The organism is uncultured Fretibacterium sp., assembly GCF_938040765.1.
Taxonomy (GTDB): Bacteria; Synergistota; Synergistia; order Synergistales; family Aminobacteriaceae; genus CAJPSE01.
The window spans coordinates 1-6,107 of the sequence record NZ_CALIAA010000164.1; the positions used below are offsets into that span (position 1 = coordinate 1).

Annotated in this window: 7 protein-coding genes; all 7 read right to left on the reverse strand. The window is 62.9% G+C overall.

The genetic code is table 11. The features are described 5' to 3' along the window. On the reverse strand, positions 1-480 hold a 480-nt coding region (locus Q0176_RS05855), incomplete at its 3' end, for a hypothetical protein (protein ID WP_299300178.1). Between the two features lie 553 nt (positions 481-1,033). Next, positions 1,034-1,297 (reverse strand): hypothetical protein, encoded by a 264-nt coding sequence (locus Q0176_RS05860; protein WP_299300180.1) that lies wholly within the window; start codon positions 1,295-1,297, stop codon positions 1,034-1,036. Positions 1,298-1,444: 147 nt separating this feature from the next. Continuing rightward, positions 1,445-2,635 carry a dihydrolipoamide acetyltransferase family protein gene (locus Q0176_RS05865; RefSeq protein WP_299300182.1) on the reverse strand — a complete coding sequence of 397 codons (1,191 nt, stop codon included), beginning with the start codon at positions 2,633-2,635 and terminating at the stop codon, positions 1,445-1,447. 28 nt (positions 2,636-2,663) lie between these two features. Beyond that, the gene (locus Q0176_RS05870; protein ID WP_299300184.1) at positions 2,664-3,686 is read right to left on the reverse strand and encodes an NAD(+)/NADH kinase; all 1,023 of its coding nucleotides are present in this window, start codon (positions 3,684-3,686) and stop codon (positions 2,664-2,666) included. Positions 3,687-3,710: 24 nt separating this feature from the next. Continuing rightward, positions 3,711-4,688, reverse strand: coding sequence for an alpha-ketoacid dehydrogenase subunit beta (locus Q0176_RS05875; protein WP_299300186.1), 978 nt, complete (start codon positions 4,686-4,688; stop codon positions 3,711-3,713). 29 nt (positions 4,689-4,717) lie between these two features. After that, positions 4,718-5,677, reverse strand: coding sequence for a thiamine pyrophosphate-dependent dehydrogenase E1 component subunit alpha (locus Q0176_RS05880; protein ID WP_299300188.1), 960 nt, complete (start codon positions 5,675-5,677; stop codon positions 4,718-4,720). A gap of 43 nt (positions 5,678-5,720) precedes the next feature. Next, on the reverse strand, positions 5,721-6,071 hold the full coding sequence (locus Q0176_RS05885) for a Lin0512 family protein (protein WP_299300190.1): 351 nt from the start codon (positions 6,069-6,071) through the stop codon (positions 5,721-5,723). Between the last annotated feature and the right edge of the window lie 36 nt (positions 6,072-6,107).

The window sequence follows — 6,107 nt, forward strand, 5'->3', positions numbered from 1 at the left end:
AAAGAAAGCATAACCCGATGTCCTTTTTCTTTGAGCCCTCCAGAGCTCGGAGTAATATTCCGGGGGCGTAACCTCGTCCATCTCGATATGGACGATACGTCCCTTATCGATCACCAGGTCAATCAGTGCAGAGTACAGACCATTCTTCCCCCCGAAGCTGTAATTCTCAAAATAATATTCCCCCCGAACGATCCCACGAGGGGGCTGGACCGACCAGAACATCCTGCGCTCTTTCTCCGCGGCATCCATCGGCTCCGCTGCCTTCCCGACAACCCTGGAAGGCAGCACGGTCGCCCCGGACATCACGTCGTAGGAGAAGACATGGCCGTTGATGACCACCGCATCGCTCTCCAGGTCGACGTACGAGCTGCCGTTGACCTGGAGGGAGCCGTCCGCGGCATCCGAACCTCCCACCCCCCAAACCAGGGCAAGCCCCAAAAGCAAAGCCAATACCAAAATCCCGGTTCTTTCCCTGCCCAAACCGATCCCTCTCCTCAAAACACACACTCTCCTTTACCTTGGTAGTCCCCAAAAACGCTCCATCGTCAAATCTTATCATACATTTTCAATCCTGCCCCAACGATTTCCTCTATTCTTATCCTTGAGGGGAAGGCTGCATGACCGATGCTTACGGCTCTGCCCTTCCAAGGAAAAATCCCCCTTGGGCTCTTCAAGAACCCAAGGGGGATTTTTCCGACAGCGTTTCCAGCGCAGCGTTTGCGCCAGCGGCTTCAGGAAGTTGCGGCAGATCGCGGCGATGCGCCCGCGGTTCGATTTGACCGGCCCCCGGTGACGCAAAGAACCTGAGAGCCCCCCGCCCCCTCGGTTTCCCGGCGATATCGTCGATCTTCGCTGCACCCCCCGGCCCGAAGTAGCCCCTTGTCTTGAGGCGAATCTCCGTTGCTCTTCGCAGTGGAGAGGGGACGGAAATTCTCGTATCGTACGTTCCCTCCGCAGCAGCTTCCGGACAGTGGAGTGACGCGCCTCATCCAGCCGGGACGGGGGAAGAAACGTCCGCTATCCATCGCCATGACTACAGATATCGCGCTTGACAGGCACAGACCACCAGATCTCCAGAGCCTGACAGCACGGAGCTGATGCCGCCGAACACCTCGAAACGCAGTTTGATGTCCTTGCCGGCACAGCTCTTCTCAATCTTGGGGCGACACGCCTTTGCGCCGCTCTTCGAGCAGATGAACAGGAACGACTTTCCCATGTCCTTGACGATGTCGTAGAACTCGTTCAGAGCGTTCTCTCCCTGAACGTACTTGTGCGGGGCCCTCATCAACTTCAACATTGTTCTTTTCCCCCCTGTTTTCCGTAAAGATTCGGGGCGTAGCAATGCCGCGCCCCGTCATCGAAAAATCGAAAAGCGATAGTGATTTCTTATCTTACACCGGTAAGCCAACGCTCGGCATCAGTTGAGAGTCGGTGCGAATACCCTTTAATACAGGGCCCGGTAGGGCGCCTCGATCATCCGCATCAGGATGCCCAGGAACTCCGCCGCCGGAGCGCCGTCCACAATCCTGTGGTCGTGCGACAGCGACAGCGCCATCATCGGCCGGATGCGGACCTCCCCGTCCACAGCGGCCGGCATGTCCCTGGTGCGGCCGATGCCTAGAATGGCCGCCTGAGGCGGGTTGATGATCGGTGTAAAGTGCTCTGTCGAACGGTATCCGCCCAGGTTCGTCAGGGTAAAGGTCCCTCCGATGAAATCCGTCTCCGTCAGGCGGTTCTCCCGCGCCCGCGCCGCCAGGTCCCTGATCTCCGCGCTGATCTCGCGGAGCCGCTTCTTGTTGGCGTCGCGCACGACGGGCACCACCAGGGCGTTTTCCAGCGCAATCGCTATCCCCATGTGGACGTTGCGATAGATTTTAATCCCATCCGGCTCCATGAGCGAGTTGAAGATCCTCTTCATCTCCAGGGCCCGGGCGACGAGCAAGACGAGAAGGTCCGTCACGGAGACCCTCTCGTTCTCCGGCAGCCCCTCGTTGATGGCCCGCCTCGCGGCCAGCAGTTCCGTCATGTCCACGCTGGCGTGATGGTCGACCTTCGGGACCTCCAGCCAGCTCTTCAGCATGTTCTCCCCGATGACCTGACGCAGCCCGGCGTAGGGCATGACCTCCAACACCTCAGGCTCGGCCGGGGCCGATGGAGCAGGGATGCCCTGCGCCAGGGCCTTTTCCACGTCCTCGCGCACAATACTGCCGTTCGGCCCCGTACCCACGAGGCGCGACAGGTCGACGCCGTGTTGCTCGGCCAGCTTGCGGGCCACGGGCGTCGCCCTCGGCCTTTTCTCGCCGGAGGCCGGAACCGGGCCCGGCGCGGACACCGGCGCAGCGGGCTTCGCCGCCTCGGCGGCCGGGGCCGTGCCCACCGCGTCGGGAACGCTCTCGCCGGCCGCCCCAATATAGCCCATCACCCCACCCACGGGAAGCTGCGTACCGACAGGGGCCGCGATCCTCAGAAGCACCCCCTCCACCGCGGCCTCGAGCACGTTTGTGATCTTGTCCGTCAATACCTCCGCGATCGCCTCGCCCTTTTTGACGGGATCGCCCTCTTTCTTGAGCCATTTACCTATCCTGCCGACCTTCATGGTGAGCCCCAGCTTGGGCATTGTGATCTCGGTTGCCATGGGTGACCTCCAGCACTCTTCGTTGTCGTTATAGATGAATCCCCAGCACGTCCGGCCGACTGAAGAAGCCGCCGGCAACGGCATTCCTGAGAGCCCGATCCGGGACCACCACGTTCGGGCCGTCCCGGTCCAAACGAATTTCCCCCCGATCCCCCTCCCGGAACTCCACCTCCCGCTCGCCGTCCAGGGCGACGATACAGGGGACGGGCGCGATCTCCACGCTCTCTCCAAGCTTCATACGGCGCGAAGCGGACGTTCCAACCGGAAGCAGGAGCCCCGGGGCGATGGCGGCCACCCGGTCCCGCTTCGAGGGGTCCAGGACGATGGCGGCCCCCCAGGGGTCGTGGACGGTCACGGGGTCCAGCGTGCCCAACAGGGAGGCGATGCCGATATTATGGGGCTCACCTCGTGTCAGGACCGCCATGCACATGTCCTCCACCTCCCACATCGCGCGGGAGGCGACGAACGGGTTGTCCAAGACCACCGCATCGATCAGGGCGATGTCCGCGGGGATTCCGTTCCGAAACACCGTGAGGCGTTTTGCGCGGTACACGGCGTCCTCCCCGGCACAGCCCCGTGCGACGACGCCGGCGGCAATCCCTGCGATCGTCCCCTCCAGAAAGAGGGGAAAGACGTTGTTCGTCCCCGTGGAGATGGGGAGCAGGGGGACGTCTCCGCAACTCTTGGCGACCATGCGATTCGTCCCATCGCCCCCCATCGTCACGATGCACGCCGCTCCGACCTCCGCAAGAGCAGCCGCGGCATTGCTGGAGTCGAGCTGGGTCGCCGTCAGCTCCATCTCCAGCGGCGCAACCTCCAACCTCAGGGAGTCCTGGCTGCGCATGCCCTCGACCGCTTTTTCGACGATGCCGTAGTAGTCCGGCATGTAGAGCACGCGCTCGACCCCCGTTCCCGAGAGGGCGAGCAACACCCTGCGGACGATATTCACCTTCTCCTGATTGTCGAAGACCGTACCGTAGGCGACCAGGCGACGAATATCCTTTCCGGAGGCCGGATTGGCGATGATTCCCACCGTCGTGGGCGCTGCCATCCGCGTATCCTGCCGATCCGGGGCTCAGCCCCGGACCAGTTCCTTCGCCGCCGCGACGATACGCGCCTCGTCGGGAATCCAGAGCTTTTCCAGGACGGGGCTGAAGGGAATGGGGGTATCGGGGGCGGCGACGCGTTTGACGGGGGCATCCAGGAAGTTGAACCCCTCATCCGCAATGACGGCGGCGACCTCCCCGCCGAACCCTCCGGTCTTGACGGCCTCGTGCACCACCACCGCGCGTCCGGTCCTCTCCACGGAGCCCAGCAGGGTCTCCCTGTCAAGGGGCGTGAGGGTCCGCAGGTCCACGACCTCCGCATCGATGCCCTCCGCCGCCAGCATCTCGGCCGCGGCAAGGGACTTCGACACCATGGCGGACCAGGCGATGAGGCTGACGTCCTTGCCGGAGCGCTTGATGTCCGCCTTGCCGATCGGGACGATGTACTCTCCCTCCGGGACGTCGCCCTGCACCCCCAGCATCAGCTTGTGCTCCAGGTAGACAACGGGATTGTCGTCGCGGACGGCGGCCTCCATGAGCCCCTTGGCGTCCGCCGGCGAGGCCGGCATGACGACCTTGATGCCCGGAATGTGGGTGAACCACGCCTCGTTGGACTGAGAGTGCTGGGCCGCGGCCGAGACACCCGCGCCGACGGGCGCACGGATCACCATCGGGATCTTCGTCTTTCCGCCGAACATGTAGCGCATCTTGGCCGCCTGGTTGTAGAGCTCGTCCAGGCAGACGCCCATGAAGTCGGCGAACATGATCTCCACGATCGGGCGCAGCCCCGCAGCGGCAGAGCCCACACCGAGCCCCATGATCGCCGTCTCGGTGACCGGCGTGTCCACGACGCGTTCCTTGCCGAACTCGTCCAGCAGGCCCGCCGTCACGCCAAAACAACCGCCGAAGATCCCCACGTCCTCCCCAGCCAGAAACACATTGGGGTCCCTGCGCATCTCCATGCGGATGCCGTCCCTTATCGCTTCGCTGCAACTCATCTGAGCCATCGTTTTCACCCCTCCTTTTCAGAACGCGCTCAGGCCAGCACGTCGGTGAGCAGCTCGCTCGGCGCGGGGTCGGCACCGCTTTCCGCAAACCGGACCGCGGCCTCGACCTTCTGAACGATCTCCTTCTGCATGGCTTCAAGCTCGTCCCCGGACGCGTACTTCAGCTCCTCCAGGCGCTTCTCGAGACGCGGCAACGGGTCCTTGGCGACCCAGTTCTTCTGCTCCTCGGGATTCTTGTACTTCCCGGGATCACCCTCGAAATGGCCACGCTGACGCCAGGTCTTGCACTCGATCAGGCTCGGCCCGTCGCCCTTCCGGGCGTTTTCGATCGCCGCACTCGCCGCCTCGTAGACGGCCATGACGTCGTTGCCGTCCACGCTCGCACCCGGTATGCCGTATCCCTCGGCCCGGTCCGCGATGTCGTTGATATTCATGCCCGCCTTCTGATAGTTGGAGATGCCGTACATGTTGTTCTCGCAGACGAAGACGACCGGCAGTTTGTGGATGGAGGCGAAGTTGATCCCCTCGTGGAACGTCCCCCGGTTCGAGGCTGCGTCCCCGAAGAAGCAGACTACCACGTCGCCGGTCTTACGGTATTTGCATGAGAACGCCGCGCCGACGGCAATCGGGAACCCCGCCCCCACGATTCCGTTGGCCCCGAGGATACCCAGGTTCACGTCGGCAATGTGCATGGATCCCCCCTTGCCCTTGCAATAACCCGAGGCCTTCCCGAAGACTTCGGCCATCATCAGGTTGACGTCGCCCCCCTTGGCCAGCAGGTGTCCATGCCCGCGGTGGGTGCTGGTGATGTAGTCGCTCTCCTTCAGATTGGCGCATACCCCCGTGGCGACGGCCTCCTCCCCCACGTAGAGGTGGACGAAACCCGGGATCCCTCCGGCCGCGAAGAGCTCGGCCGCCTTCAGTTCGAAGGAACGAATCATGAACATCGTCCTGTACATGTCCAAGAGTTTCTCTTTCGTGACCTTCATGCCCTTACCTCCTTAATCTGTCATTCACCTCGAACCCTGCCATTCACTCCACGCAGACGGTCAGGGACACCAGCGCCACCACGATGGAGCTGCCCTCTCCCAGCTGGGGGAGCTGGATCCCCTCCGCGACCATCCCTCCCTCCCGAACCTCGAGCTCCACCCTGCCGAAGGGAACCGACCCGGCCACCCGTTCCCTGTCCAGCCGCTCCGGCGTGGGACAGCACACCTTCAGGTGAATGAACATGTCCTCCGGACGCTTCAATCCGGCCACCTCGAAGAGGCCGCAAAGGCAACTTCTGGACACGGCGTCGCGCACCGCCCGCATCGCCGCCTTCGTGACATCCCCCCCATGAAGATCCGACCCCATACCCAGCTCCACAATGAAACGCCTCATTGGCGTATCCCTCCTGCCTCAATATTGAATCTATTT